Annotated in this window: 21 protein-coding genes and 1 tRNA gene; 9 read left to right on the top strand and 13 right to left on the bottom strand. The window is 72.0% G+C overall.

All coding sequences use genetic code 11. The features are described from left to right. Positions 1-118: 118 nt before the first annotated feature. Positions 119-1,144 (bottom strand): NADPH:quinone reductase, encoded by a 1,026-nt coding sequence (locus tag ASG45_RS09645; RefSeq protein ID WP_055836379.1) that lies wholly within the window; start codon positions 1,142-1,144, stop codon positions 119-121. Positions 1,145-1,281: 137 nt separating this feature from the next. On the opposite strand from ASG45_RS09645, the gene ASG45_RS09640 reads away from it, so the two are divergent. After that, positions 1,282-1,363, top strand: a tRNA-Leu gene (locus ASG45_RS09640). A gap of 48 nt (positions 1,364-1,411) precedes the next feature. Continuing rightward, on the top strand, positions 1,412-2,176 hold the full coding sequence (locus ASG45_RS09635) for a DedA family protein (protein WP_055837845.1): 765 nt from the start codon (positions 1,412-1,414) through the stop codon (positions 2,174-2,176). A 1-nt stretch (position 2,177) separates the two neighbouring features. Here the strand turns inward: ASG45_RS09635 and ku are convergent, their stop codons facing one another. After that, positions 2,178-3,038 (bottom strand): non-homologous end joining protein Ku, encoded by an 861-nt coding sequence (ku, locus tag ASG45_RS09630; RefSeq protein WP_055836375.1) that lies wholly within the window; start codon positions 3,036-3,038, stop codon positions 2,178-2,180. Positions 3,039-3,119: 81 nt separating this feature from the next. Here ku and ASG45_RS09625 point away from each other — a divergent pair, with 81 nt between their 5' ends. Continuing rightward, complete coding sequence (locus tag ASG45_RS09625) at positions 3,120-5,618, top strand: ATP-dependent DNA ligase (RefSeq protein WP_055836372.1); 2,499 nt, start codon at positions 3,120-3,122, stop codon at positions 5,616-5,618. Between the two features lie 79 nt (positions 5,619-5,697). Here the strand turns inward: ASG45_RS09625 and ASG45_RS09620 are convergent, their stop codons facing one another. From ASG45_RS09620 to murI, 5 genes are all read right to left on the bottom strand, one after another. Next, positions 5,698-6,615, bottom strand: coding sequence for a cation diffusion facilitator family transporter (locus ASG45_RS09620; protein WP_055836369.1), 918 nt, complete (start codon positions 6,613-6,615; stop codon positions 5,698-5,700). Positions 6,616-6,750: 135 nt separating this feature from the next. After that, positions 6,751-7,569 (bottom strand): glycosyltransferase, encoded by an 819-nt coding sequence (locus tag ASG45_RS09615; RefSeq protein ID WP_055836366.1) that lies wholly within the window; start codon positions 7,567-7,569, stop codon positions 6,751-6,753. A gap of 16 nt (positions 7,570-7,585) precedes the next feature. Beyond that, on the bottom strand, positions 7,586-8,182 hold the full coding sequence (gene rdgB / locus ASG45_RS09610) for an RdgB/HAM1 family non-canonical purine NTP pyrophosphatase (RefSeq protein ID WP_055836363.1): 597 nt from the start codon (positions 8,180-8,182) through the stop codon (positions 7,586-7,588). Positions 8,183-8,184: 2 nt separating this feature from the next. Then, positions 8,185-8,910 carry a ribonuclease PH gene (gene rph / locus ASG45_RS09605; protein WP_055836360.1) on the bottom strand — a complete coding sequence of 242 codons (726 nt, stop codon included), beginning with the start codon at positions 8,908-8,910 and terminating at the stop codon, positions 8,185-8,187. After that, positions 8,907-9,761: a glutamate racemase gene (murI, locus tag ASG45_RS09600; protein ID WP_055836356.1), complete on the bottom strand. Its 855-nt coding sequence runs from the start codon at positions 9,759-9,761 to the stop codon at positions 8,907-8,909. The genes rph and murI overlap by 4 nt, the downstream gene beginning before the upstream one ends. A gap of 249 nt (positions 9,762-10,010) precedes the next feature. Here murI and ASG45_RS09595 point away from each other — a divergent pair, with 249 nt between their 5' ends. Then, positions 10,011-11,336, top strand: a complete 1,326-nt coding sequence (locus tag ASG45_RS09595) for a nicotinate phosphoribosyltransferase (protein WP_055836353.1) — start codon at positions 10,011-10,013, stop codon at positions 11,334-11,336. A gap of 209 nt (positions 11,337-11,545) precedes the next feature. After that, positions 11,546-12,034, top strand: a complete 489-nt coding sequence (locus tag ASG45_RS09590) for a hypothetical protein (RefSeq protein WP_156459418.1) — start codon at positions 11,546-11,548, stop codon at positions 12,032-12,034. A 3-nt stretch (positions 12,035-12,037) separates the two neighbouring features. Here the strand turns inward: ASG45_RS09590 and ASG45_RS09585 are convergent, their stop codons facing one another. The 3 genes from ASG45_RS09585 to ASG45_RS16485 are packed head-to-tail and all read right to left on the bottom strand — an operon-like array spanning position 12,038 to position 15,353. Continuing rightward, positions 12,038-12,304, bottom strand: coding sequence for a DUF3039 domain-containing protein (locus tag ASG45_RS09585; RefSeq protein ID WP_055836348.1), 267 nt, complete (start codon positions 12,302-12,304; stop codon positions 12,038-12,040). 50 nt (positions 12,305-12,354) lie between these two features. Beyond that, entirely contained in the window at positions 12,355-13,917 is a 1,563-nt protein-coding gene (locus ASG45_RS09580) for a hypothetical protein (protein WP_055836345.1), read from the bottom strand. Continuing rightward, on the bottom strand, positions 13,893-15,353 hold the full coding sequence (locus tag ASG45_RS16485; protein WP_235561597.1) for an ABC transporter ATP-binding protein: 1,461 nt from the start codon (positions 15,351-15,353) through the stop codon (positions 13,893-13,895). The genes ASG45_RS09580 and ASG45_RS16485 overlap by 25 nt, the downstream gene beginning before the upstream one ends. An 836-nt stretch (positions 15,354-16,189) precedes the next feature. On the opposite strand from ASG45_RS16485, the gene ASG45_RS09565 reads away from it, so the two are divergent. From ASG45_RS09565 to ASG45_RS09555, 3 genes are all read left to right on the top strand, one after another. Further along, positions 16,190-16,882 (top strand): phosphocholine cytidylyltransferase family protein, encoded by a 693-nt coding sequence (locus ASG45_RS09565; protein ID WP_055836338.1) that lies wholly within the window; start codon positions 16,190-16,192, stop codon positions 16,880-16,882. 157 nt (positions 16,883-17,039) lie between these two features. Beyond that, a complete protein-coding gene (locus ASG45_RS09560; RefSeq protein WP_055836335.1) occupies positions 17,040-17,996 on the top strand; it encodes a hypothetical protein in 957 nt (318 codons plus the stop codon). 70 nt (positions 17,997-18,066) lie between these two features. Continuing rightward, the gene (locus ASG45_RS09555) at positions 18,067-19,404 is read left to right on the top strand and encodes a maltokinase N-terminal cap-like domain-containing protein (RefSeq protein ID WP_055836331.1); all 1,338 of its coding nucleotides are present in this window, start codon (positions 18,067-18,069) and stop codon (positions 19,402-19,404) included. Positions 19,405-19,416: 12 nt separating this feature from the next. Here ASG45_RS09555 and ASG45_RS09550 read toward each other — a convergent pair whose 3' ends face one another. Next, positions 19,417-20,670 carry a hypothetical protein gene (locus ASG45_RS09550; RefSeq protein WP_055836328.1) on the bottom strand — a complete coding sequence of 418 codons (1,254 nt, stop codon included), beginning with the start codon at positions 20,668-20,670 and terminating at the stop codon, positions 19,417-19,419. Positions 20,671-20,712: 42 nt separating this feature from the next. Between ASG45_RS09550 and ASG45_RS09545 the strand changes: the two genes are divergently transcribed. After that, positions 20,713-21,795 (top strand): glycosyltransferase family 2 protein, encoded by a 1,083-nt coding sequence (locus ASG45_RS09545; RefSeq protein ID WP_055836325.1) that lies wholly within the window; start codon positions 20,713-20,715, stop codon positions 21,793-21,795. Between the two features lie 49 nt (positions 21,796-21,844). Here the strand turns inward: ASG45_RS09545 and ASG45_RS09540 are convergent, their stop codons facing one another. Together ASG45_RS09540 and ASG45_RS09535 are read right to left on the bottom strand one after the other, a co-directional pair. Next, positions 21,845-23,302, bottom strand: coding sequence for a CDP-glycerol glycerophosphotransferase family protein (locus ASG45_RS09540; RefSeq protein WP_055836321.1), 1,458 nt, complete (start codon positions 23,300-23,302; stop codon positions 21,845-21,847). Further along, positions 23,299-24,591 carry a CDP-glycerol glycerophosphotransferase family protein gene (locus ASG45_RS09535; protein WP_082516552.1) on the bottom strand — a complete coding sequence of 431 codons (1,293 nt, stop codon included), beginning with the start codon at positions 24,589-24,591 and terminating at the stop codon, positions 23,299-23,301. Before ASG45_RS09535 ends, ASG45_RS09540 begins: the two co-directional genes overlap by 4 nt. Positions 24,592-24,598: the final 7 nt, after the last annotated feature.

Raw genomic sequence — 24,598 nt, 5'->3', positions numbered from 1 at the left:
GCGCGGCCCCGGAACGACCGTCCCGCCGGGATCCGCACCGTGAGGTGCGTGATCCCGGCGGGACGTCGTCGTTCGAGGCGGGACGATCCGTCCCGCTGCCCTGCGGGTCGGTCGGGGCTCAGCGCTCGTCGGCCACGCGGATCAGGACCTTACCGGTGACGCCCGCCTCGACCGCGTCGTGCGCGGCGGCGGTCTGGTCGAGGGGGAACCCGCTGAGGGGCAGTCCGGCCTCCTCGCCCACCGGCAGCGCTCCGGCCGCCACCGCGGCCGAGACGTCTTCGGCGGCCGCGGCGAGCGCGCGCTCGCCCACCGTGTACAGCAGCAGGCCCTGCCAGCGGACGTTCTTGGCGAAACTCGCGCGCACCGCCGCCGTGAAGGCATCGCCCCCGTTGTCGGCGTAGTACCCGATGGTGCCGTGGTTCGCGATCACCTCGACGTCGAGACCGGCGTTGTCGGCGATGGCGACCTCGACGATGTGCTCGACCCCGTTCGGAGCGAGCTCGCGGATGCCGTCGGCGAGCGCCTCGTTCGGATAGCGCAGAACGTGGTGGGCGCCGGCCGCGCGCGCGAGCGCCTCTTTCGCGTCGCTGCTGACCGTGGCGATGACGGTGGCTCCGGCCCAGACGGCGAGCTGGATGGCGGCGTGTCCGACCGCTCCGGCCCCGCCCTGCACGAGCACGGTGCGCCCGGACAGGGCGCCCGGGGCGAGGCGCGACGGGCCGTCTTCGTGCACGGTGAGGGCGCGGTGGGCCGTCATCGCGGGAACGCCGAGGCTCGCGCCGAGCTCGAACGACGCCGCGTCGGCCAGCGGGACGGCGCGCTCGGCGGGGAGCACCGAGTACTCGGCCGCGGTTCCGGTCGGACGCTGGTGCGCGGCGAGGTATACCCACACCCGCTGGCCCACCGAGAGACCCTCGACGCCGTCGCCGACGGCATCCACGATTCCCGCCCCGTCCTGGTTGGGCGTCACTTCGTCGAACGCGAGTGGCCGGTCGGTGCTGGCCCGGGCCTTCCAGTCGGTGGGGTTCACCCCCGACACGACGATGCGCACGCGCACTTCGCCCGCGCCGGGTTCGGGAAGCGGGCGCTCCGCGAGCGAGAGAACGGAGGAGTCACCGGGCTGGGAGTACGTGATCGCCTTCATGCGGAAGACAAGCACGCGGTCGACGCCCGCATTCCCCCGGCGTGTCGCCCCCGCGCACCACCCGCGGGTGAGGTCGCGGCGGTTGGGGGCCGCTTCACACGTAGCGCCGCTCACGCGGACCTAGAATGAACCCATTCGCGGGAGTGGTGGAATCGGTAGACACGCAGGATTTAGGTTCCTGTGCCTTCGGGCGTGGGGGTTCAAGTCCCCCCTTCCGCACGATTCTCGCTGCTCCCCGCACCGATACTCCGACCCGACGGGACCGATGTGATCCACACCACCAGCGCGCTGCTCCCGTGGCTCGACCCCGCGACGATCATCACCAACTCGCAGCCCTGGGCGCTGCTGGTCGTGTGCTTCATCATCTTCGCCGAGACCGGTCTGCTCATCGGCTTCCTGCTGCCCGGCGACACCCTGCTGATCATGGCCGGGCTGCTCTCGCACTCCACCCCGCAGGCACCCAACGGCGTGTTCGGACTGAACGCCTGGTGGGTGGCGCTCGCCATCGGTGTGGCCGCCTTCATCGGCGGTGAAGTCGGGTACTACATCGGGCACAAGGCCGGGCCCTCGATCTTCGAGCGCAAGGAATCCGGCATCTTCAGCAGGAAGAACGTCGAGCGCACGAACGCGTTCTTCGAGCGGTTCGGCGGTCTGACCGTCATCCTCGCCCGCTTCGTGCCCGTCGTGCGCACGTTCGCCCCCATCGCCGCCGGCGTCGGCCACATGCCGTGGCGCAAGTACACGCTGTACAACCTCATCGGCGCGATCATCTGGGGCATCGGCCTCACCATGCTCGGCTACGTGGTGGGATACATCCCGTTCATCCGCGACATCGTGACGGAGTACATCGACGTCATCCTGCTCGCCGCCGTCGCGGGCACGGTCGTGTTCATCGGCATCCACTACTTCCGCGAACGCGCCGCCGCCAAGCGCGACGCCGCCGCGGGCCACGGAGTGGTGACGCACGCCGAGGCCGAGGCCCTCACGCTCGACCCGAAGACGCTCGAAGACGGCGACCAGCCCGCGCGCTGACTCAGGACGCCTTCGAGCTCTTCTTCTTCGCCGGCGCCTTCTTGGTCGGCGCGTCGTCGGCCTTCTCGGTGCGGGCGGCGCGGCTGCGCTCGACGCTCGCGCGCAGGGCCTCCATGAGGTCGATGACCTCGCCGCCGTCGTCGTCGCTCTCCTGCTCGCCGAAGGTCGCCGCGGTGTCGATGGCGTCGCCCTGCTCGAGCTTCGCGTCGATGAGGGTGCGCAGCTCGGCCTGGTACTCGTCGGTGAACTCCTCGGGGTCGAAATCCTTCGAGAAGCTCTCGACCAGAGAGGCCGACATCTCGAGCTCCTTCGCCGAAATGCGCACGCTCTCATCCAGCGCGGGGAACGCAGCCTCGCGCACCTCGTCGGCCCAGAGCAGCGTCTGCAGCACGAGCACGTCGTCGCGCACGCGCAGGGCCGCGAGCCGCGTCTTCTGACGCAGCGAGAAGCGCACGATCGCGGTGCGGTCGGTCTGCTCGAGCGTCTTGCGCAACAGCACGTACGCCTTCGGCGACGAGGAGTCGGGCTCGAGGTAGTACGCCTTGTCGAGGGTCAGCAGATCGACCTGATCGCTGGGGACGAACTCGACCACCTCGATCTCGCGACTGCGTTCGCTCGGCAGCGACGCGAGGTCGTCTTTGGTCAGCACGACCGTCTGCTCGCCGTCGTCGTACGCGCGATCGATGTCGGCGTAGGGCACCACCTCGCCGTCGACCTCGCAGATGCGCTGATACCGGATGCGCCCGCCGTCCTTGTTGTGCACCTGGTGCAGAGAGACGTCGTGGTCCTCGGTGGCCGAGTACACCTTCACGGGCACGTTGACCAGGCCGAAGGTCAGGGCGCCCTTCCAGATCGATCGCATGGGAACAGTGAACACCGAAAGAGGGGCGGATGCCGAGGGGGTTGCCGCGCGAGGGACTCGCCCCCGCTCTACGCTGGGGCGATGACGGAGCAGACGGTGCGCATCGGCGGACGCCGCCTGCGCCTGTCGAACCTCGACAAGGTGCTGTACCCCGAGACGGGGACCACCAAGGGCGAGGTGATCGACTACTACACCCGTATCGCCCCGCGCCTGCTCCCCCACGTGCGGGAGCGTCCCGTCACCCGCAAGCGCTGGCCCGACGGGGTCGGCACCGACGCCGACCCGGGCGAGCCCTTCTTCGCCAAGGCCCTCGAACCCGGAGCGCCGACCTGGGTGCGGCGCCTGCCGATCGACCACTCCTCGGGCGCCAAGGACTACCCCCTCGTCGACGATTTGCCCACCGTCGTCTACCTGGCGCAGGTCGCGAGCCTCGAGTTGCACGTGCCGCAGTGGCGGTTCTCGCCCGACGGCGAGAAACTCCCCCCCGATCGCCTGGTGCTCGACCTCGACCCCGGACCCGGCGTCGGCCTGGCCGAGTGCGCCGAGGTGGCACGGTGGGCGCGCGTCATCCTGCAGGACATCGGCCTCGACCCGCTGCCGGTGACGAGCGGCAGCAAGGGCATCCACCTCTACGCGCACCTCGACGGCCGCCAGTCCAGCGACGCCGCCAGCGCCATCGCGAAAGAACTCGCCCGGGCGATCGAAGCCGACCACCCCGACCTGGTGGTCAGTCAGATGTCGAAGTCCGCGCGCCCCGGGAAGGTCTTCATCGACTGGAGCCAGAACAACGGCTCGAAGACCACGATCGCGCCGTACTCGCTGCGGGGACGATCGCACCCGACCGTCGCGGCACCGCGCACGTGGGAAGAGCTCGACGACCCCGGCCTGCGCCACCTGCTGTTCACCGAGGTGCTCGATCGCCCCGGCGATCCGCTCTCGCCGGTCGAGCGCGACGCGGGACCGCTCCGCGCGTACATCTCCAAGCGCACGGCGGGCGCGACCCCCGAGCCCGTGCCCGATGCCCCGCACGCCGACGCCGCACCCGACGGTCTCCCTCGCTTCGTCATCCAGGAGCACCACGCCACCCGTCTGCACTGGGACGTGCGACTCGAACACGACGGGGTACTGGTCAGCTGGGCCGTCCCGAAGGGAGTCCCCCCGACGACGGCGAAGAACAGCCTCGCGGTCATGACCGAGGACCACCCGATGCAGTACCTCGACTTCGCCGGCGAGATCCCCCGCGGCGAGTACGGCGCCGGCATCATGACGGTGTGGGACACGGGCACCTACGAGCTCGAGAAATGGCGCGACGACGAGGTCATCGCCACCCTCGAGGGCGGGCCCGACGGGCCGCTCGGCCGAGTGCGTCTGGCCCTCATCCGCACGGAGGGCGCGGGCGAGAAGTCGCAGTGGCTGCTGCACCGGATGAAGACGGATGCCGAGGGTCGGCCGCAGAGCGAGGGCGACCCGGTGGTGGCCCTCGATCACGGCCGCGCGGATCGGGCCGCGCCCGAGCCGGAATCCTCCCCCGAGTCGGCGCCGCGTACCTCGACGTCGCCGACGCCCCCGAGCCCCGCCCGTTCCCCGACCCCCGCGAGTCTCCCGAGCCCCGCGCAGCTGCGCCCCATGCTGTCCACCGCCGCCACGGCCGGTATCGCCCGAGCCGCCGCCGGCCGCTGGGGCGAGCCGTGGGTCGAGATGAAGTGGGACGGCATCCGGGGAATCGGTCTCTGGGACGGCGAGCGGCTGCGCCTGCGATCGCGCAACGGCAACGACCTCACCGCCGCCTACCCCGAACTCACGACCGTCGACCTCGGACTCGGCCCGAAGCCCGCGGTCGTCGACGGCGAGATCGTCGCGCTCGACGCGCAGGGGCGCCCGAGCTTCCCCCTGCTGCAGAAGCGGATGAACCTCGCACAGCCCCGCGAGATCGAGCGCGAAGCGCGGCGGACACCGGTGCAGCTGTACCTGTTCGACGTGCTCTCGGTCGGTGAGCGCGACGTCGCCGCCCTGCCGCTGACCGAGCGGCGCGGCATCCTGGAGGCGCTGGCGCAGGATGCCGGGCCCCCCGTCGTGTTGCCGCCCGTGTTCGACGACGTCGACGCCGCCGTCGCCACGAGCGGCCGGTTCGGACTCGAGGGCGTCGTGGTCAAGGATCCCGGTTCGGCCTACCGCCGCGGCGAGCGTTCGGAACAGTGGCTCAAAGTGAAGCATTCGCGCACGCAGGAGGTCGTGATCGGCGGCGTGCGCCCGGGCAAGGGCAACCGCGCGGGCACGATCGGGTCGCTGCTGGTCGGTGTTCCCGGGCCGGACGGCCTGCACTACGCGGGCCGGGTCGGCTCGGGTTTCGGCGAGCAGACGCTGGCCAGACTCGGCGAGGTGCTCGGTGCGCTCGGCAGCGACACCGACCCGTTCGTGGGGGTGCCCGCCGCCGACGCCCGCGACGCGCTGTGGGTGCGGCCCGAACTCGTCGCCGAGGTGGAGTTCGCGGAGTTCACCCCCGGCGGCATCCTGCGCCAGGCACGCTGGCGGGGTCTGCGGCCCGACAAGGATCCGGGCGAGGTGGTGCGGGAGGTCTGAGCACGGGCCGGCTGAGCGCGGAGCCCGGGCGTATGCGCGCCCTCGCCGACCCGGGCCGAGCCCGGCGGGATCCCCGGCTCTACGCGTGCTGTGAGTCGTGCTCGACGTGCCCGGCGGGCTCGAGCTGGAAGGTCGAGTGCTCCACGTCGAAGTGCTCGGCGAGGCAGCCCTGCAGCGTCGCGAGGATCGCGGCGGCGCGACCGTCCGACAGCGCCGCGTCGTCGACGATCACGTGCGCGCTGAACACCGGCGCGCCCCGCGTGAGCTGCCAGACGTGCACGTCGTGCACGTCGACCACGCCGTCGGCCTCGCGCAGGTGCTGCCGGATCTCGGCCACGTGCACGCCGACGGGCGCCGACTCGGTGAGCACGACGACGACCTCGCGCAGAAGACCGATGGCACGCGGCACGATCAGCACCGCGATGAGCAGTGAGGCGATGGCATCCGCTTGCGCGAATCCGGTCGTCACGATCACGATCGCCGCGATGATGACCGCGATCGACCCGACCAGGTCGCCCAGCACCTCGAGATACGCGCCGCGCACGTTGATGCTGCGCTTCTGCGCGCGACCGAGCACCCACATCGACACGGCGTTGGCGATCATGCCGACCGTCGCGACGACGAGCATGAGCCCGCCCTGCACCTCGGCGTCGGCCGGCGCGAGCAGCCGCTGCACGGCCTCGACGCCCACCCAGGCGCACAGCGCGATGAGGATCACGCCGTTCGCGAGCGCGCCGAGCACTTCGGCACGCTGGTATCCGAAGGTGCGGCGGTCATCGGCCGGGCGGGCGGCGATCGCCGTGGCGATCAGCGCCACCACGAGCGCGGCCGCGTCGGTGAACATGTGCGCCGCGTCGGCCAGCAGGGCGAGCGAGCCCGACAGGATCGCCCCCACGATCTGCACGACCATGACCGTCGCGGTCAGGGTGAGAGCGATGGTGAGCAGACGTCTGTTGCCGGCATCGCGGATGCCGCCGGCAGGCGCGTGATCGTGCATGACTTCAGGCTAGGCCGCGCACCGCGGGCGCCGCGTGATATCGCGGTAGTCGGGAATGAGAACCGGTGTCGGCTCCCCCGCGGCGACCCGACAGGGTTGTCCCGGCCCGACGCGGTCGCCCGACCGCCTTCTCGGTCAGCGCCGACGTGCATTCAGCTGCGCCTGGATCCGCCGATGCGCGTGCAGCGCCGGGTACACGCCGAGGAACACCGCCATCGGAGCCCGGAGTCGCACGTCGCGGATGCCGTGCGCGGCGTACGTGTTCTCGAAACGGTCGATGTAACGCCGGAAGTCCCGAGGGCGGTCGTCGAGGCGCCGCGCGCCGATGCCCGCGACCATCCGCGAGAAGTAGCCGATCCGACGCCCCCCGAGGGCGAGGTGGATGGCGATGTCGAGGTCTTCGTGCATCACGTCGGCCTCGTCGTCGCACAGGAACTCCCGCACGTCGTGCCACGCCTCCCGCCGCACGGCCATGTTGCTGCCGAACAGGAACACGAAGTCGCCGGCGAGCTTGACCTGCAGGCGTCGGAAGGCATCGTCGATCTGATGTCCCACCGCACGCAGAGGCAGGTCGTAGTACTCGACGGGTCCCGACGCGGCATCCACGTCTGTCGACGCGAAGATGTGCGAGACCCGGGCCACCCACTCGGGTTTGAGGACGGTGTCGGCGTCGATCCGCGCGAGCACGTCGCCGGTGGCGGCATCCATCCCCAGATTGCGGGTGGGCACCAGTCCCTGGCGGTCGTCCTGACGCAGCAGACGGATGCCGGCGTCGGGATGCCGCGCGCTCACGCCCTCGACCACCGCGCGCGTGCCGTCGGTCGAGCGGTTGTCGACGACGAGCACCTCGGTGGCGGGGAGCGTCTGGCCCACGATGGCGTTCAGGCACTGCTCGATGACCGCCTCTTCGTTGTAGGCGGGAACGATGATCGACACCGACGGAAGAGGGCTCATCGGTCCTCCTCCACGCTCAGAGGGACTCGAGGAGCGGCGCGAGGGCGACGAAGGCGCGGGACCGGTGCGACGACGCGTTCTTCTCGGCCGCGCTCCACTCGCCGACCGTCCGCTCGGCATCGGCGGGCTGACCGTCGGGCACGAAGATCGGGTCGTACCCGAACCCACCCGGTCCGGCCGGCTGCATCGCCAGGCGGCCCGGCCAGCGTCCCTCGATCGTCTCTTCGGTGCCGTCGGAGCGCACGAGCGCGATCACCGACACGAACTGCGCCGCGCGGTGCGGATCGGCGACGTCGGACAACTGATCGAGCAACAGCTCCAGGTTGGCCGCGGAGTCCTTCTTGTGCCCCGCCCAGTAGGCCGAGAACACCCCCGGCGACCCGCCGAGCACGTCGACGGCGATCCCGGAGTCATCGGCCAACGCGGGCAGCCCCGTGTGGGCCGCGGCCGCACGCGCCTTGATCAGCGCGTTCGCCGCGAACGTGACGCCGTCCTCGACCGGTTCGGGACCGTCATAGGCGACGACGTCGAGATCGGGGCGCACCTCGGCCACGATCGCCTGGAACTCCTCGACCTTGTGCGGGTTGTGCGTGGCCAGCACGATGCGCGGCATGGTCAGCCTTCGAGCGTCGCGATCTGGATGCCGCGCAGCTCGGCGCAGCCGTTCACGCCCAGCTCGAGCAGGCGGTCGAGCTCGGCCTTGTCGAACGGCGAGCCCTCGGCGGTGCCCTGCACCTCGACGAACAGACCGCGACCGGTGACGACGACGTTCATGTCGGTCTCGGCGCGCACGTCTTCGACGTAGGCCAGGTCGAGCAGCGGTTCGCCGTCGACGATGCCGACCGACACCGCCGCGACCGAGTCGCGCAGCACCTCGGAGCGCTGCGCGATGAACTTCTTCTCGCGTCCCCAGGCGATGGCATCCGCCAGGGCGACGTAGGCACCCGTGATGGCGGCGGTGCGGGTACCGCCGTCGGCCTGCAGCACGTCGCAGTCGATGACGATCGTGTTCTCGCCCAGCGCCTTGGTGTCGACGACGGCGCGCAGCGCCCGGCCGATCAGGCGCGAGATCTCGTGGGTGCGACCGCCGACCTTGCCCTTGATGCTCTCGCGGTCGTTGCGGCTGTTCGTCGCGCGCGGCAGCATGGCGTACTCGGCCGTGACCCACCCCTTGCCCTTGCCGGTGAGCCAGCGGGGAACGCCGTTAGTGAACGACGCCGTGCACAGCACCTTGGTGCCGCCGAAGGTGACGAGGGCCGAGCCCTCGGCGTGTGCCGACCATCCGCGTTCGATGGTGACGGGGCGGAGCTGATCGGCGGTGCGGCCGTCTTTACGGGTCATGTGTCCTCCTCGGACGAAAGGGATGCCGTGCCTCGGCGCGGCAGGTCGATGGCGCCGGTCTGCACGAGCTGCACCTCGCGCACCTCGCGGCCCATGAGGCGGTGCGCCAGGCGCAGGAAGTCGTCGGCCGACGACCCGGTGGCTTCGTAGCGGTGCGTCGGAACGGCATCCGGGCTCGCCAGGAGGTCGCGTGAGACGAGCTGGCGATAGACGTCTTTCGCCGTCTCGCTGTCGCTCGACACCAGGCTGACCTCGGGACCCATCACGTAACTGATGGCGCCCTCGAGGAACGGGTAGTGCGTGCAGCCGAGCACGAGCGTGTCGACCCCGGCGTGCCGCAGCGGCGCGAGGTACTGCTCGGCGGTGGCGAGCACCTCGGGCGAGTCGGTGACGCCGGCCTCGACGAACTCGACGAATCGCGGGCACGCCTCGGCGAACACCGTGAGGTTCTCGTTGACCTCGAGCATGTCCTGGTACGCCCGCGAGCCGATCGTCCCGGCCGTGCCGATCACGCCGATGCGGCCGTTGCGGGTCGTCGACATGGCGGTGCGCACGGCGGGGCCGATCACCTCGACCACGGGTACGTCATAGCGCTCGCGCGCGTCGCGGAGCATCGCCGCCGACGCGGTGTTGCAGGCGATGACGAGCATCTTCACGCCCTGCTCGACGAGGGTGTCGAGCACCTCGAGCGCGTATTTGCGCACGTCGGCGATGGGCTTCGGGCCGTAGGGAGAGCGGGCGGTGTCGCCGATGTAGAGGATCGACTCGCGCGGCAGCTGCGCCGACACGGCCCGGGCGACGGTGAGACCGCCGACTCCCGAGTCGAAGATCCCGATCGGCGCGTTGTCCATAGGTGCCCAGCCTACCGGGCAGGGCCGACACGGATCGGTGCGGGGCCGCGGGGGCCGCACACCTGCGGCGGGGGCGCGGGGGCGGTGCGGGGCGCGTGCCGAACTCCTGAGGACTTCCGCGCGCCCAAGCCGATCCAGCCCTCAGGGGTGTTCGCGGGCGCAGAACTCAGGAATTCGGCACAGCGCAAGGCCGTATGAATACGCGCACAAACTCCCGAGCTGCCCACGACGCCGGAATAGGCTGGCGCGATGAGCCGCAGCACCGCCCTGCACACCGACCGCTACGAACTGACGATGCTCGACGCGGCCCTCCGCGACGGCACGGCCTCGCGACGCTGCGTGTTCGAGGTGTTCGGGCGCCGACTCTCGGGCGGACGCCGCTTCGGTGTCGTCGCGGGCACCGGCCGGCTGCTCGAGGCGATCCGCGACTTCCGCTTCGGCGACGACGAACTGCGCTACCTGCGGGACGCGAGAGTGGTGGATGCCACGACCCTCGACTTCCTGGCCGATTACCGCTTCACGGGATCGGTGACCGGCTACCGCGAGGGTGAGCTGTACTTCCCCGGCTCCCCCCTGCTGACCGTGGAGGGAACCTTCGCCGAGGCGGTGCTGCTGGAGACGCTCGCGCTCAGCATCCTCAACTACGACTCCGCCGTCGCCACGGCGGCAGCGCGCATGAGCATCGCCGCCGGCGACCGACCGCTCGCAGAGATGGGCTCGCGTCGCGCGAGCGAAGAGGCAGCGGTCGCCGCCGCGCGTGCCGCCTACATCGTCGGCTTCTCGGCCACCAGCAATCTCGAGGCGGGGCGTCGCTGGGGCGTGCCGACGATGGGCACCGCCGCCCACGCGTGGACGCTGCTGCACGACAGCGAGGAAGACGCCTTCCGTTCGCAGATCGACGCGCTCGGCAGCGGGACCACCCTGCTCGTCGACACCTACGACATCGCCGAGGGCGTGCGAACCGCCGTGCGCGTGGCCGGTCCGCAGCTCGGCGGCGTACGCATCGACTCGGGCGACCTGCCGATCGTCGCGGGCGAGGTGCGGGCGCTGCTCGACGAGCTCGGCGCCACGGGCACGCGCATCACCGTCACGAGCGACCTCGACGAGTACGCGCTCGCCGCGCTCGCGGCCTCTCCGGTCGACTCCTACGGCGTCGGCACGTCGGTCGCGACCGGCTCCGGCGTTCCGACCGCGGGTCTGGTGTTCAAGCTCGTCGCGCGCGAATCCGCCGACGGCTCATGGGTGGGTGTCGCGAAGGCATCGGCGCAGAAGGCCTCGCACGGGGGCCGCAAGGCGGCGTTCCGCACCCTCGATGGGGGGACCGCCACCTCGGAGCTCATCATGGTCAGCGACGGGTTCGAGGAACTGTCCACCGCCGCCGAGCATCCCGATGCCCGTCCCCTCCAGGCCACGCTCATGGTCGACGGCGAGGCGGATGCCGCAACCCTCGGCCACGAGGGCGTCGAGGCGGCACGCGCGCACCACGCCCGCGTGCGCGAGGAGTTGCCGGTGCGGGCGCTCGCACTCAGCGGGTCGGAGCCCGCCCTGCCGACGGAGTACCGCGAGGCGGGCTGACCGACGGGCGGTTTGCCCCTGCACCGGCGTGAACAGGGGATGCCGCGGGGGCGCATCGCGCACGCACGTCGGCGTGCGGTTCGGTCTGTGATCGCAAACGGGTGAGACGCGGGGTGAGCGGAACGCGGAGGCGGCGTTCTCACGCAGACCCCCCGGTTAGCGTGGAGCGTTCTGCGATGCGGCCACCGACGCCGCAGGAGGGGATCCTGATGCCGAACGCTCCTCGATCGACGCGCCGCCGGGTGATCTCCGCGGCCGCGTGGGCGGTTCCCGCGATCGTGTCGGTGACGGTGACCCCCGCCCTGGCGACATCCGGCGGCGGCGTCCCGGTCGCGAAGATCCGCCCGAGCTCCGACTTCGCGGCGCAGGATCTGCACGAATACGACCCGGCGACGAACACCAACCGGGGACCGATCGCGGTGTACGTCCGCGCGCGGTACGACCAGAACATCGTGTGGTGGCCGCGGCCCGACCCCGCGGTGGCGGTCATTCCGTACACCGTCTCGGTGGACGGGCCCCTCGGGCCGTCATCGATGACGGGGGTGCTCACCATCTCGATCGGCGGGTACGCCCAAGACGTCCGTACCTACCCGCTCGACGGGTTCCACCCGTTGCCCGTGGGGACCTATCGCTTCACGCTGGCGCTGTACGGCTCCGACGGAACCACCTCGGCGACGACGACCGTCGAGGTGGTCTGACGCTCACTTGATGAGCGACTCGTAGATCTCTTTGCACTGCGGGCACACGGGGAACTTCTCGGGATCGCGGCCCGGGGTCCACTTCTTGCCGCACAGCGCCCGCACCGGCTTGCCGGTGAGGGCCGACTCGAGGATCTTGTCTTTCTTGACGTAATGCGAGAAACGCTCGTGGTCACCGGGCTCGATGTTCTCTTCGCGGATGAGCTCTTCGAGCTCTCGATCCAGGGTCGCGAGACCCCCGCTGTCAGGACTGTCGAGAGGCGTGCTCATGGTCAGCCAGTGTAGCCGCGGACCGCGCCGAGGGGACGGTGGAGCCCACGTCAGGTCGCCTCGGCGAACTCCATCAGACGGGTTCCGCGGCGCTCGAACAGGGCCGCTCCGATCGCCACACCCGCGACGAGCACGACGAGTCCCGTGCCGACGCCGACCGCCAGCGCGAACATCGCGTCGATGGAGTCGCCCGCCACGGCACGCCAGGTGAGCCAGATCGCGGGGGCCGCGGCCAGCAGCGCTCCCACCATCACGAGGCCCTGCGCCATGACGCCCCCCGAGCCCGACCGCTGAGGCTGCTGGAACGGGCTGTCTCCGGGCCGCGACACCGCATAGGGCGCCACGACCGACGAGATGCTCGAGAAGCCGAGCCCCGCCAGGAAGAGGGCCGCACACACTCCGACCAGGGCGGGGAAGACGGCCCAGCGGCCGTGGGCCACCACCGCGAGGGGAAGGGTGAGCGCGAGGACCGGCAGGCCGATCAGCAGCACCGGAACGAGACGTCCGATGCGATCCGGCGCACCGCGCACGCCCGAGGCGATGTGCATCCACAACGCGGTGGAGTCGTAGGCGAGGTCGTTGTGCGGGAGCCATCCGAAGAACAGCGCCATGATCGGCACGGGCAGCAGCACCGCGATCTCGAAGGGCACGCCCGCGACCAGCAGCGGCACGGTCGACACGACGGCGGCGACGGGCACGATGATGACGTTCACGATGTAGCGGCGGTCGCGCAGCCAATACGACAGGCTGCGGGCGGCGACCGCTCCCCCGGGCGTACCGGGGAGGATCGCGAACCATCCCATTCCCCCGCGCTCGCGCGCGGCGACGGGACGACGGGTCGTGGTGAGCAGGCGGTCCACCAGGACGAACCACGCGACGGCCAGCACACCGACCGTGGCGAGGGCGACGACCAGGCTTCCGACGGCGGCCCCCGCCGACGGTGCCAACGCGATCCCCCAGGCGGCGCCGATCGGCGTCCACGCCAGGATCTCCGCGGCCGAGGCGAGCTGAGAGGGAACGGCCCCGCGCCATTCGAGCGAGCCGAGGAACACCCCCACCGGAACGACGACGACGAGCACGGCCACGAGGTACACGCCCATGAGCTCCCGCGACTGCCGCGGGCGCTGCACGAGCGCACCGAGCGCCATGCTGACGCGGGCGAACAGCACGCACGTGGCGAGACCGAGCACGACCGAGGCCACGCTGGCGACCGCCGCGGCACCATGGGCGCCCCACGCGACGGCGAGGCTCACCCCGAGCACCAGCACGACGAGAACCGGGACGCTGAGGAACCCGGCGAGCAGGAGGGCGCCGGCGAGCGGCCGCGGCTCCGGCCCGACCACCGCGAATCGTCGGGGGTCGAGCGGGTCGATCGAGGCGGTGACGGGCGGACCCACCGCGAAGCCGAGCGTGACCGCCGACCCCGCGAGCACGGTGACCACGGCGGTGGTCAGCCGATCGGCATCCGCGAGACCCGCGGCACTCACGGCCGCGACCGCCGCTGCAGCGACGAGGAGGACCACACCGATGACGCGCCGGACGACCTCGCGGGGATCGCCCCGCAGGGCGCCCCACATCATCGCCAGTCTCAGGCGGAGAACGTGTGCAACCACTCCAGGCCCTCCACGTCGCCCAGACCACCCGCGAGCTCGAGGAAGCGCTGTTCCAGCGTCGCCTCGCCGCGTACTTCGTCGACGGTGCCCTCGGCGAGCACCTGGCCCGACACGATGACCGCCACCCGCGAGCAGACGCGTTCGACGAGCTCCATGCCGTGGCTGGAGAGGATGACGGTGCCGCCGTGGTCGACGTACGTGCCCAGGATGTCGAGGATGACCGCGCTCGAGACGGGATCGACGGCCTCGAACGGCTCATCGAGGACGAGCAGTCGCGGCGAGTGGATCATCGCGCCGGCGAGCATGACCTTCTTCGTCATACCGGCGGAGTAGTCCGAGACCGGCCGTGCGAGGGCGTCGACGAGATCGAACGCGCGCGCCAGGTCGGCGATGCGACTCTCGACCAGGGGCGCGGGAAGACTGCGCAGCGCACCGTAGTACGACAGCAGCTGCCGACCCGTGAGCCGGTCGAAGGTGCGCAGACGGTCGGGCAGCACGCCGATGAGCTTCTTCGCCTCGCGTGAGCGGCGGGCGGCGTCGACACCGTTGATCTGCACGGTGCCGCCGTCGGCGCGCAGCAGGCCGGCGATGATCGACAGAGTGGTCGTCTTGCCCGCCCCGTTCGGCCCGACGAGGCCGTAGAACGAACCCGCCGGCACGGTGAGGTCGATCGCGTCGACGGCCCGCAGCTCGCCGAACGTCTTGGTGACGCCGCGCAGCGTGAGCGCCGGGACGGCGTCGGCGCTGTCCTGGTCGGCACGGTCGGCGTCCGCCGTAGCGGCATCGGCGGTATCGGCTGACGCGGAGCCGGAGTGCGGGGTGGTGAGGGGTGCGGGCTCGGGCTCCGGATCGGCTGCCAGCTCGGGCTCGTCGCGCACGGTCTGGGCGTCGTTCTCGGGCGAGGACTCCGTCTCGCCCGCCGGCCCGGCCTCGGACGCGAGGGGGGACTCGCGCGTCGCCCCGGCCTCGGACGCGGGGTCGATCTCGTCTGAAAGGACGACATCGTTCTCGTCAGCGACCCGGACATCGGGAGGCGTCGGATCGGAGAAGGGCTCCGCGGGTTCGGGTTCCGTTGCCTCGAGCTCTGTCGGCGCGGGCTCGGTGGTGGCCTCTTGCTCGGTCGCCTCGGGCTCGGCCGACTCGGACTCCCCCGAGGCGTCGTCGGCCACCGAAGGGGTGAGCGCGTCGGCGGGGCCCGTCTCGCTGTCGGCGAGAGGCGTATCGACCACGATGTCGGGGTGAGCGGCGGAGATCGGCGATGCCTGGTCAGCCGGCGCGTCGATCGCGGTCTCGTCCTCGTCAGTGGCGCTCGCAGCGTCGGCACCGGGGGCGGCCTCGGAGACGACGGGCTCCTCGACGGCGACGTCGGCGGGAGTGGGATCGGCGGGCACAGCATCGGCGGTCGCGGGATCCGCGAGCACAGCATCGGCAGGCACAGCGTTCTCCGCCACAGCGTCCGTGGTCGCGGGATCCGCGGGCACGGCGTCGGGGGAGATCGCGTCTGCCGAGGCGCCGGAATCCGTCGTGCGCACCGGGAGCGGAGGACGCGGCGGAATCACGAGGTCGGGTGACGGAACCACCGCGTCGGGCGGCGTGGCGGCGTCGACGCCCGTCTCGGTCGCCGCAGACGCGCGGGGCGTCGCCGGCTTCTTCGCCGTGGGGCGCTTGGCCGCGGGCTTTCTCGCGGCCGTCGTGCGCGGGGTCGATGACGTGGATGCGGACGCTGCGGAGGTACGCGGCGCGGCCGGCTTCTTGGCGGGGGTGCGCGGCGCCGCGCCTGTGGACGCCGCGCGGCTGGCAGTCGTGCGGGGAGTTCGCGGCTTCGGCGTGGGCTGCGGCGTGTCGGCGGCCTCGGACGGATCCGCGGACGCGTCGGTCGCGGCATCTGCCGCCTCGACCGTCGCCTTCGGACGAGCGGGAGGACGACGGGGAGCGCGGGGTGCGGTGGTACGCGGAGCGCGTGGGGCTCGCGGTTTCGCGGCCGGCTGCGGAGACTCGGAGGATTCGGCGCTCGCCGCGGCGCCCTCGGTGTCGGACGAGGAACTTTCGGGGGGCTGCGGCAGCGACGCTGTCATCATCCCAAACTAGCAAGCACCTCCGACATCGCCCGACGCCGGGTCGCGGGACGCAACCCCAGGACGGCATCACGAAACCACAACGACCGGCGCGAATCATGCCACCTCACAGGGCCCTTTCGCTAGCATCGATCGAACACGAAGGCGTGACATTCCGGTGAACCGGACATGACGACTCATCCCCCCAGGAGCCAGCCTTGACTGTTCAGATCGTGATCCTCGCCGCGGGCATGGGCTCGCGCCTCGGCCGCAGCCTGCCGAAACCCCTCACCGTGCTCGCCGACGGCCGCAGCATCATGCAGCAGCAGCACGACAACATCCGCGCCGCCTTCGGCCGCACGGCTCGCATCACCAGCGTCGTCGGCTACCGCGCCGAGACCATCGTCGACACGTTCCCGCACGTCGACTACGTCTACAACGACCGATACGACCAGACCAACACCTCGAAGAGCCTCCTGCGCGCGCTGGCCAAGAGCGGCCGAGGCGGAGTGCTGTGGATGAACGGCGACGTGGTCTTCGATCCCCGCGTCCTCGGTCGCGCGGTCGAACTCATCGACGCGGACCGTTCCTTCGTGACCGTCGACACCGCCAATGTCAGCGACGAAGAGGTGAAGTACACGGTGGATGCCGAGGGCTTCATCGCCGAGCTGTCGAAGGTCGTCGTCGGCGGCATCGGCGAAGCCGTGGGCATCAACTACGTCTCGGCGCGCGACAAGAAGGCCCTGCAACGTCAGCTGCAGCGCGTCGACGACCAGGACTACTTCGAACGGGGCATCGAGCTCGCGATCGCCGAGGACGGCATGCGCGTCGAACCGCTCGACATCTCCGATCTCTACGCGGTCGAGGTCGACTTCGCCGAAGACCTCGAGCGGGCAAACCTCTTCGTCTGACCGTCGCGGTCAGTCGTCGGGGTCCTCCGGCGGCACTGCGCGGCGAAGGCCTCACCCGACCGTCATTCGGCAGGGCCCCGAACCTCTCCCCCGCACGCGCCGACACGTCATCGTCAAGTCGCCCTCGCCTCGGCGCGCGACGAGCAAGGATGGTTCCATGTCCGAGAAGGTGCACCGCATCCACTCCCTCCCCGACGACGCGCCCTGGAAGGGCGGGCTCCCCCCGGCAGGGTCGGAGGAACACCCCCGAACCGTCCGCATGCTCGACCGCGTGCTCGCCGTGCAGCGCCCCGCGGTGCTCGCGCATCTCCGCAGCATCCGGCTGCGGCATCCGGATGCCGCTCCCGACGAGATCCTGCGGATCCTCGAGCGCCGCTACCTCGCCGCCGTCACCACCGGAGGCGCGGCCGTGGGGGCGACCGCGGTGGTCCCCGGTATCGGCACCGGTGTGACCCTCGCGCTGAGCGGGGTCGAGACCGTCGGTTTCCTCGAGGCCACCGCGCTGTACGCGCAGTCGGTCGCCGAGGTGCACGGGCTCGTCGTGGCGGACCCCGATCGAGGTCGGGCGCTGGTTCTCGCTCTGCTGCTCGGCAAAGAGGGCGTCGACCTCGTGTCGCAGCTCGCTTCGCAGGCCGCCGGTCGCGGCGGCACCCGTGCGAGCTACTGGGGCGAGATGGTGACCAAGACCCTGCCGCGCGCCGCGGTCGGTCCCCTCGTCGACCGCCTCAAGACGATGTTCGTGCGCCAGTTCGCCACGCGCGGCGGCGCGTCGTGGCTCGGGAAGGCCCTCCCCTTCGGCGTCGGGGCCGTCGTCGGAGGTGCGGGGAACCACCTCCTCGGCCGGCGCGTTCTCGTCAACGCGCGACGAGCCTTCGGGTCTGCCCCGCTCCAGCTCCCCGCCGACCTCGAGCCGAGGCCCGGTGCCGAGACGATGGAACGTGCGACCCTGGGCGGTATCCACCGCGTGGGCGGCGCGATCGCCGAGGTCGTCGGCGGCGCGGGTCGCCGCACCGGCTCCGCGGCCCGAAAGGCCCTGCCTCGTCGGCGCCGCACGGGTGCGGAGGGTGCACGCGATGACGACACGACGGGCGAGACCGCCGGCGCGGCATCCTGACCCATCTCACCGACACGGCCTCCGGCGCAAGTCCCGCGCGTCGTTCGCCCTGGCGCGTTAGCCTCGCCGCATGGGCGACCTCCTCGATCTCCTCGCGGTCTGGATGCCGCGTCAGCGCTGGTACGGCACGAAGGGCCGCGATCCGCGGCTGACCATCGTGGCCGACTGGGCACTCGACGCGACCGACACGCGACTGCTTCTCGTGCGCGACGACGCTGCGGCGCCGGCGATCCTCTATCAGGTACCTGTCGTCGTGCGGGCCGAGGGTTCCGTGCTGCCGGGCAGCCTGATCGGCGCGGCCGACGAGGGGCGGGTGTGGGCGGATGCCACCACCGACCCCGCCTTCACCGACCTGCTGTACTCCTGGGTCACTCGCGGCGGGGCGGCGGGAACCCCCGACGACGGCCTCACCGCCTTCGCCCTCGCCTCGCCGGACGGTGAAGCGCCCGCGCCCCGCGCCACCGCCCGCGTGCTGAGCGGCGAACAGTCGAACACCTCGCTCATCTTCCGGCCCGACGATGCCGGCCTTCCCGTGATCTGCAAGCTCTTCCGGCAGGTGCATCCGGGCATCAACCCCGACGTGGAGCTGCAGTCGGCTCTCGCCGCCGCCGGCGCGGCGTTCGTGCCCGCCGCGATCGGTGAGGTGCGCGGATCGTGGGTGACGCCCGAGGGCGTTCCCGTCAGCGGGTCGCTCGCCTTCGCCCAGGAGTTCTTCGACGGCGTCGAGGACGCCTGGCGCGTCGCCCTCGACGCCGCGGCCGCCGACGACGACTTCGCTGCGCGCGCCCACGCGCTCGGCACGAGCGTCGCCGGCATGCACGTCTCGCTCGCGCGGGCATTCCCCACGCGCGAGCCCGACGCCGAGGACCGCGCGGCCGTGGTCGGTGCGTGGGAGCGGCGTCTGTCGATCGCCCTCGCCGAGGTCCCGGCGCTGGAGCCGTACGCCGACCGCATCCGTGCCGTGTACGCGGCCGCCGCCACCGCCCCCTGGCCTGCGCTGCAGCGCGTGCACGGCGACCTGCACCTCGGGCAGGTGCTCGACACCGCCCGCAACGGCTGGGTGCTGCTGGACTTCGAGGGCGAGCCGCTGCGTCCCATCGCCGAACGCCTGCAGCCCGACGTCGCCGTGCGCGACGTCGCCGGCATGCTGCGCTCGTTCGACTACGTCTCGGGCGCCGTGGCCGACGACGACGGCGCCGCGGTGCGCGCGTGGGTCATCGCCGCCCAGCAGGCGTTCCTCGAGGGCTACGCCGAGACCGCCGGCCCCCAGAGCACGGACGACGAGACGCTGCGTGCCGCGTTCGAACTCGACAAGGCCGTCTACGAGGCGATCTACGAGACGCGCAACCGCCCCGACTGGGTCGGCATCCCCCTCGCCGCGATCGGTCGGCTCGCTCCGCTGGAGTGACGGCCCGGAGCCTCAGTCCGAGGGCGGGGTGTCGTGGCGCGATTCTTCGCGCGCGTGCCAGGTGTGCCAGCGCGTCATGAGCTCGGCCACCGCGGTCTCGAACCGGACGGTGGCCGATCCCGGCGTGGTGTCGCCGAAGTAGTGCCGCACCCAGTGCGCGAGACGCTCACCCGACGCGGGGTCGTCGAGCACGCGCTCGGCGTGTCCGACGATGTCGCCGGATGCCGCGGCATCCAGCCATTCGCACGCCGACAGGTATCCGCCCTCGTCGACGACGGCCGCGGGGTCCACGGGCCGCGTGATGAGCAGGGGCTTGCCCACGGCGAGACGGTCGTAGACCATCGCCGAGATGTCGACCACCGCGAGGTCGGCCGCGGTGAGTTGCCAGCCCATCTCGGCGCCGGTGTCGTGCACGTGGCCCGCGCCGGGGTCGGCGCGGTTGGCGGCCTGAAGTGCCGCCGCGATGCGGGCGTTCGCCGCCCCGTACGCCGGATCGACGATGCCCGACCGCGGGTGCGGGCGGTAGATCACGCGATGACGTCCCGTCGCGAGCAGGGCCGCGACGAGCGACTCCCCGTGGGTGAGGACCGAGCCGTACCGCGCCGAGGGCCGGTCGCCCTCCCACGTGGGGGCGTACAGCACCACGGTGCGCTCGTCGGGCGGGAACGGCGGCTCACCGCCGTAGTGGTCGGCCTGCGGGCGCCCGATCGAGAACGTGCGGCGATCGAGGTCGTAGTCCCAGAGCTCCCGCGACAGCCGCTCGCGGGCCGCGTCTCCGGCGACGAAGGCGTAGTCGTACGCCGTCACCTGGTTCGTGGTCATGTACATCTTGTCGGACTCGCCGTGGTTGATGAACACGTGCCAGCGCCGCCCGTAGCGGAACATCTGGAAGTTGCGGGTGTTCTGGTTGACGTAGAACACCACGCGGATGTCCTGCTCGCTCAGCACCCGCTCGACGTCGGCGACCGTCGGCGCGTACGCGACCGGCAGAGCGTCGTCGCGCAGGAGCGCGTCGGCCCCGCGGATCGCCCGGCTGATGACGACGACCGGCCAGCGTTCGGCCAGGTGCTGCAGGGGCGCGTACCACTGCCGCATCTGGTACATGTTCGCGGCGCCGTCGGCGAAGTAAACCGCCACGCGGAACCGCCCCTCGGGCAGTGGACCGCGGGCGTCGAGCGCCGCGCGCAGGTCGCGGCGCGCGCGTCGGGTGGCGAGGGCTTTGCGGAGCAGGCCCACAGCGAGCCGGGTGTCGCGGGCGAGGGGCATCGTTCCAGGGTACCGGCCAGCCTCTCGTGACAGGATCGACGGATGCCCCTTTCGACCCTCGGCGAAAGAGACGCGCCCGTTCCCCCCGACGATGCCGGCGTGAGCTTCGTCATGCCCGTGCTCAACGAGCAGCGGTACCTGCGTCGCGCCGTCGCCTCCACCCTCGCGCAGGACGTCCCCGGACCCGTCGAGCTGGTCGTGGCCCTCGGCCCCTCCACCGACGGGACCGACGCCCTCGCTCGAGAACTGGCGGATGCCGATGACCGCATCGTGCTGATCGAGAACCCCGCCGCCGACATCCCCGTGGGGCTGAACCGGGCCATCCGCGCCAGCCGGTACCCCACGATCGTCCGCGTCGACGCCCACTCCGAACTGGCGCCGGGCTACGCGCGGCGGGCGCTGCGGACCCTCGCGCGGGTGCAGGCCGCGAACGTCGGCGGAGTGATGCGCGCCGACGGGCGCTCCCCCTTCCAGCGCGCCGTCGCCCGGGCCTACAACTCCCGCGTCGGCCTGGGCGGGGGTGCGTACCACGGCGGCACCGAGGAGGGCCCCGCCGAGTCGGCGTACCTCGGCGTCATGCGGCGCGCGGTGCTCGACGAGGTCGGACTGTTCGATGAGAGCATCCGCCGCGGCGAGGACTGGGAGCTGAACCTGCGCATCCGGCGCGCCGGGTACCGCGTCTGGTTCGACCCGCGGCTCGAAGCGGTCTACTGGCCGCGCGAGAGCTGGACGCGACTCGTGCGCCAGTTCCGCGCCACGGGGGCATGGCGGGGCGAGCTCGTGCGCCGCTACGGGCGCGGCAACTCCCTGCGGTACTTCGCTCCCCCGGCGCTGGTGGGCGCGGCGGCGGTCTCGGCGGTGACGGCCGGGGTGCAGCTCGGCCGCCGTCGGCGGGGGCGCTCCTGGGTGCTGCATCTGCCGGTCGCCGGGTACGCCCTGCTCATCGCCCTCGTCGCTCTCGGTCGGGGCGGCGGCCGCGGGTGGCGCGACAAGGCGTGGACGGCCGCCGTGCTGCCGTCGATGCACGTCTCGTGGGGGTGGGGGTTCGTCTGGGCGCTCGCGCGCGGTGCGCGCGACACCGTCGACACGTCGCGCCTGGACGGCCGGAACACGCCTCTGCCCTAGCCCTGCCCCGTTCGTCGAGGCGTCCGGTCGCGCACGTGAGGCGAGGGCATCAGGCGCGGTCGACGAAACCCTGGTCGAGGATGCGCGCCACGACGCGTTCGGCGGCGCGCCCGTCGTCACGGGCGGTGAACTCGCGCTGCCAGCGCGCGTACCGCTCGGTGAAGACGTCGGGGTCGACCTCGGCCAGGGCTCGCTCCAACTCGTGCTGCGTGCGCACGACGGGCCCGGGGGCGGCGTCGAGAAGGTCGAAGTAGAACCCGCGCAGCTCGCCCCGGTAGTGCTCGAGGTCGGGCACGAGGAAGTACAGGGGTTTGCCCGTCACGCTGAAGTCGAACATCACGGAGGAGTAGTCGGTGATCAGTGCGTCGGCGACGGCGAGCAGGCGGCTGGTGTCGGGGTACCCGGTGACGTCGATGACCCGCGCCCCGTCGGCGTCTCGGCCCGGCTGCAGGGTGCGCGTGTGGCCGCGCACGAGCACCACGGCGTCGGCGGCGCGGGCGAGGGCCGCCGGGTCGACGAAGTCGACCATGGCCTCGCGGTCGTCGCGCCAGGTGGGGGCGTACAGCAGCACCCGTTCGTCGGGGCCGATGCCGAGGCGTCGGCGCGTGAGCGCGCCGTCGTCGGTGCGCAGGGCGTCGTTGCGCGGGTAGCCCTCGATCCACACCGGTCGACGCAGGAACGCGTAGGCGCGGGTGAGCACGCGCGCCGCGTACGGGCTCTGCGCGAGCAGCACGTTCCACCGGCGGCTCTCGCGCAGCACCGCGAGCGCACGACGCGGGTCGAACCCGGGCCGGTGCAGCGCGAGGCGCTTGAGGGGCGTGCCGTGCCAGGTCTGCAGTACGACCTGCCCGCGGCGGCGCACGAACCGGCGCCGCAGCCAGTCGTTGACCACGAGCAGTCGCGACACCCCACGGGCACGCCACCACTCGGGGCTCCCCTCGACGACGGCGACGGCTCCGGCGGGCGCGTCGACGGAGTGGTCGACGACGCTCCAGTAACGGGTCACCCCCGGTGCCACGCGGGCGAGCTCGCGGTCGATCGCGAGCGGGTTGCAGCCGGCGGTGCGGCCGTAGAAGCTCTCGAAGAACACGGCGTTCTCGAGCGGGTCGCGTTCGCGCGCGTACCGGCGCTCGAGAGCGGCCCGGCCCGCCGGCGTGCGGTCGGCGGGGTCACCGGGAGGGCCGATGACGACCGTGCCGTCCGACAACGCCGCGCGGAGACCCGGAAGGGCGACCTCCGGCAGGGTCGTCGCCGGAGGCGCGACATCCGGAGCCCCGTCCGCGTCGATGCGCAGGCGGTACCGACCCGACGGCAGGGCCAGCGCCGATCCACCCCACCGCGCGGCCCGCAGGGGGATGACCGCGCGCCAGGTACGCCCGCGTCCGGAGAGTCGCGCGGTGGATCGCGCCCGGGCACCCACCAGGTCGACGGATGCCGGACGGGCGCCCGTTCCCCTGAGCTCCAGCGCGGGAGTGCCGTCGTCGTCGAAGAACCGCGCCTCGGTCATCGCGTCGCCTTTCTCGTCGTCCGCCGGCGCGCACCGCGCAGGACGCCGGTGCCGGGTGTCGTGCCGCGGGGATCGAGGCGGTCACGGATCAGGCGGTGCACGCGCTCGGCGTTCCGTCCGTCGCGGTGCGCGTGCACGGTGGCGCTGCGTGCGACGGAGGCGGCCAGCGCCTCGGTCGGGTCATTCACGACGGCCTCGATGGCGGTGACCGCCGCGCTCCACGTGCGGGCGGGAACGTCGCCGGCGACGTCGGCATAGCGCCCGTACAGGCCGCGGCGGGCCGTGTACGCCTCGAGGTCGGGGGCGAAGAAGACCACCGGCAGGGGCACGAGGGCGGCGTCGAACGCGAGCGAGGAGTAATCGGTCACCAGCACGTCGAGACCGGGGAGCAGGGGCGTGACGTCGGCGACGAGGTCGCTGCCGAGCGGACGCACCCGATCGGTGGGCCAGGGAGGTCGGTACTCCCCCGCGCCGAGGGGATGCGAGCGCACGAGCAGCACGCCGTCGTGGCGGTCGAGCACGGCGCGGATGGCCGCCCACTCGTCGGCCGTGGGAATCGCCGGATCGGGGTCGCCGTCTCGCCAGGTCGGGGCGTAGAGCACGACGGGACGTTCGCCGAGCAGCGTGCCCGTGAGCGTCTGCAGCGCCGCGCGGGCACGGGCACGGCGCTCCGCCGCTTCGCCGGAAGACAGCACGTCGACGCGGGGCTCCCCCGTCACGGGAACCTGGGCGTCGGTCAGCGCGAACGCCGTCTCGAGGCGGCCCCGCACGAGATGCGAGGCGGCCGGCACCAGGTCGATTCGACGCGTGGTGCGCCGGTACAGCAGCCGCAGCACCGGACTCAGCACGCTCGGCAGCACGGGAGCGCGCGTGGTCTCGGCCGAGTCGAGGCCGATGCGCTTGAGCGGAATGCCGTGCCAGAGCTGCACGACGAACGCCCCGCCGACGGCGTAACGCTGCACGTCGCCGAAGCCGTGCGTCACCACGATCACCCGGGCGCGCGCGGTGCGCCACAGGCCGCGTGCCGAGTCGCGCCTGACCCACCGGATGCCGAGATCCCGGGCCGTCCGCACCTGCCCGTCGTCGGCGACGAGCCACGTCGTCTTCTCACCGTGGTCGGCGGCGACCCGGTGCAGGGCCAGAGCACCGTCGGCGACGCCGACCGCACTGCCGAAGACCCATTCGTCGCGGGACCGGGGCACCAGCAACGTCAGGAGCCGACCCGCGAGATACAGCGGAAGACGGCGGAGTTTCTGCGCGTTCCCCGCACCGAACGAGAAAGACGCCACCCCGCGA

This window comes from Microbacterium sp. Leaf436, assembly GCF_001424715.1.
GTDB lineage: Bacteria > Actinomycetota > Actinomycetes > Actinomycetales > Microbacteriaceae > Microbacterium.
This window is presented reverse-complemented; position numbering and strand designations above follow the sequence as displayed.

Excerpts from the sequence above, each read along its gene's own strand:
- ASG45_RS09645 (WP_055836379.1), bottom strand. The coding sequence starts at position 1,144 with ATGAAGGCGATCACGTACTCCCAGCCCGGTGACTCCTCCGTTCTCTCG.
- ku (WP_055836375.1), bottom strand. The coding sequence starts at position 3,038 with ATGCGATCGATCTGGAAGGGCGCCCTGACCTTCGGCCTGGTCAACGTG.
- ASG45_RS09625 (WP_055836372.1), top strand. The coding sequence starts at position 3,120 with ATGACGGAGCAGACGGTGCGCATCGGCGGACGCCGCCTGCGCCTGTCG.
- ASG45_RS09620 (WP_055836369.1), bottom strand. The coding sequence starts at position 6,615 with ATGCACGATCACGCGCCTGCCGGCGGCATCCGCGATGCCGGCAACAGA.
- ASG45_RS09615 (WP_055836366.1), bottom strand. The coding sequence starts at position 7,569 with ATGAGCCCTCTTCCGTCGGTGTCGATCATCGTTCCCGCCTACAACGAA.
- rdgB (WP_055836363.1), bottom strand. The coding sequence starts at position 8,182 with ATGCCGCGCATCGTGCTGGCCACGCACAACCCGCACAAGGTCGAGGAG.
- rph (WP_055836360.1), bottom strand. The coding sequence starts at position 8,910 with ATGACCCGTAAAGACGGCCGCACCGCCGATCAGCTCCGCCCCGTCACC.
- murI (WP_055836356.1), bottom strand. The coding sequence starts at position 9,761 with ATGGACAACGCGCCGATCGGGATCTTCGACTCGGGAGTCGGCGGTCTC.
- ASG45_RS09595 (WP_055836353.1), top strand. The coding sequence starts at position 10,011 with ATGAGCCGCAGCACCGCCCTGCACACCGACCGCTACGAACTGACGATG.
- ASG45_RS09590 (WP_156459418.1), top strand. The coding sequence starts at position 11,546 with ATGCCGAACGCTCCTCGATCGACGCGCCGCCGGGTGATCTCCGCGGCC.
- ASG45_RS09585 (WP_055836348.1), bottom strand. The coding sequence starts at position 12,304 with ATGAGCACGCCTCTCGACAGTCCTGACAGCGGGGGTCTCGCGACCCTG.
- ASG45_RS09560 (WP_055836335.1), top strand. The coding sequence starts at position 17,040 with ATGTCCGAGAAGGTGCACCGCATCCACTCCCTCCCCGACGACGCGCCC.
- ASG45_RS09555 (WP_055836331.1), top strand. The coding sequence starts at position 18,067 with ATGGGCGACCTCCTCGATCTCCTCGCGGTCTGGATGCCGCGTCAGCGC.
- ASG45_RS09550 (WP_055836328.1), bottom strand. The coding sequence starts at position 20,670 with ATGCCCCTCGCCCGCGACACCCGGCTCGCTGTGGGCCTGCTCCGCAAA.
- ASG45_RS09545 (WP_055836325.1), top strand. The coding sequence starts at position 20,713 with ATGCCCCTTTCGACCCTCGGCGAAAGAGACGCGCCCGTTCCCCCCGAC.
- ASG45_RS09540 (WP_055836321.1), bottom strand. The coding sequence starts at position 23,302 with ATGACCGAGGCGCGGTTCTTCGACGACGACGGCACTCCCGCGCTGGAG.